2 protein-coding genes are annotated in these 2,265 nt (G+C 64.1%); both read left to right on the top strand.

The features are described from left to right. Positions 1-1,207 (top strand): EAL domain-containing protein (locus tag VMR03_RS14000; RefSeq protein WP_325406242.1); only part of this gene is annotated, 1,207 nt, incomplete at its 5' end. Between the two features lie 205 nt (positions 1,208-1,412). Then, positions 1,413-2,258 (top strand): 2,3,4,5-tetrahydropyridine-2,6-dicarboxylate N-succinyltransferase, encoded by an 846-nt coding sequence (gene dapD / locus VMR03_RS13995; RefSeq protein ID WP_325406241.1) that lies wholly within the window; start codon positions 1,413-1,415, stop codon positions 2,256-2,258. The last annotated feature ends 7 nt before the right edge of the window (positions 2,259-2,265 follow it).

The following is a 2,265-nucleotide window of genomic DNA, read 5'->3' as shown; positions in this document are numbered from 1 at the left end:
CCTGCCGTCGATCGGCATCGCGCTGGCGCTGCCTGAATTTGCAGGCATCGACCAGAAGCTCGCGCTGCTTGCGGGCCTCATCGCCTGCCTTGTCGGGGCCGAAGCCCATGCCGCCATCTCGCGCGGGATCGAGCGCCGGGAAGTTCGACGCGAACTTTCCGAACTGACGGGCCTTGCCGCCGGTCTTTCGCGCGAACTCGACCATGCCGCCAACCGCATCGTCGAACTCGAGGATCGCTTCGAGCGCGAGACGACGGAACGCATGGAACGCATCTTCTCGGAAATCCGCGTCGTCGAATCGCTGGTGAAGCGGCTCGCCGAAACGCGCGAAGCGCCGCCCCGCCCGGTCGCCGTCGGCGCGCCGATGCTGCAGGCCCGGCTGGCGGAGGAATTCGCCCCGCCGATGCCGGAGCCCGACGTCTCGACGATGAGCGACACGGAGCTGCTCGAAACGATCCGCCGCTCGCTCGAAGCCAATCGCGTCGATCTCTATCTGCAGCCGATCGTCGGCCTGCCCCAGCGCAAGGTCCGCTATTACGAGGGCCTGTCGCGCCTGCGCTCGGAGCGCGGCGCGCTGATCATGCCGCGCGACTACATGCGTGTCGCCGAACCCGCCGGCATGATGCCGACGGTGGACAACATTCTTCTCTTCCGCTGCATCCAGGTCGTACGCAAGCTCGCGAGCCGCAACAAGAATGCCGGCGTCTTCTGCAACATTTCGGCCTTCTCTCTGCTCGATAGCGACTTCTTCCCGCAATTCGTCGAATACATGCAGCACAATCAGGATCTCGCGCAGCACCTGATCTTCGAATTCAGCCAGACGACGGTGAACGGCATGGGGCCCATCGAGGAAGAGAGCCTGACGGCGCTCGCCAAGCTCGGCTTCCGCTTCTCGATGGATCAGGTGACGAACCTCAAGATCAACGCGCCGCTGCTGCACGACCGCAATTTCCGCTTCATCAAGATTTCGGCGGCGACGCTTGTCGGCAACCAGCACAACGATACCGACATCCACGCCAGCGACATCAAGGAACTGCTGCGCCGCAATGGCATCCAGCTCATCGTCGACAAGATCGAGACCGAGCGCGAAGTCGTCGACGTACTCGACCTCAATGTCGAATACGGCCAGGGCTATCTCTTCGGCGAGCCCAAGCCCGTGCGCGAGGAAGTGACGCGCGCCACCATCGACGCAGCGGTCGCGGCTTAAAAAGCCCATTCAATTCTCCCATTCGCGTCATGCGCGGGCTTGACCCGCGCATCCACGTCTTTCCTGCTGCCTTTCGATGGAGGAAGGCGTGGATGGCCGGGCCAAGCCCGGCCATGACGGATAAGGGTGAGGGGAGCACGGTTTGACAGGCGCGGCGCGGGCGCTATCTTGCCCGCGCATCACAATCCGCGCGAGGAAGCCCTCCATGAGCACCGCCCAGCTGAAGTCCGTCATCGAAAGCGCCTTCGACGCGCGCGACACGATCAATACGGGCACCAAAGGCGAAGTGCGGGACGCGGTCGAGACCGCGCTGAACCTTCTCGACAAGGGCGAGGTGCGGGTCGCCGAAAAGTTCAACGGAAACTGGGAAGTGCATCAATGGCTGAAGAAGGCCGTGCTGCTCTCCTTCCGTCTGAACGACATGGGGCTGATCGCGGGCGGGCCCGGGGACAATACGCATTGGTGGGACAAGGTGCCGTCGAAGTTCGAGGGCTGGGGCGAGGCGGAATTCCGTGACGCGCGTTTCCGCGCCGTGCCGGGGGCCATCGTCCGCCGCTCGGCCTATGTCGCGCCCAACGTCATATTGATGCCTTCCTTCGTCAATCTCGGCGCCTATGTGGACGAGGGCACGATGGTCGACACATGGGTGACCGTCGGTTCCTGCGCGCAGATCGGCAAGAACTGTCACCTGTCGGGTGGCGTCGGCATCGGCGGCGTGCTGGAACCCTTGCAGGCCAATCCGGTCGTCATCGAGGACAATTGCTTCATCGGCGCGCGCTCGGAAGTGGTCGAGGGCGTCATCGTCGGCGAGGGCGCGGTCCTGTCGATGGGCGTCTTCATCAGCGCCTCGACCAAGGTCATCGACCGGGCGACCGGCGAGATCCATATCGGCAAGGTGCCGCCCTATTCGGTGGTGGTGCCGGGCTCGCTGCCGGGCCGGGCCAATCCCGACGGATCGCCCTCGCCCAGCCTCTATTGCTGCGTGATCGTGAAAACGGTCGACGCCCAGACGCGCTCGAAGACCTCGATCAACGAGCTTCTGCGCGACTGACCGGATT

Source organism: Parvibaculum sp., from assembly GCF_035511255.1.
Taxonomy (GTDB): domain Bacteria; phylum Pseudomonadota; class Alphaproteobacteria; order Parvibaculales; family Parvibaculaceae; genus Parvibaculum.
This window is presented reverse-complemented; position numbering and strand designations above follow the sequence as displayed.

Coding starts and splice junctions, on each gene's coding strand:
- dapD (WP_325406241.1), top strand. CDS start 1,413: ATGAGCACCGCCCAGCTGAAGTCCGTCATCGAAAGCGCCTTCGACGCG.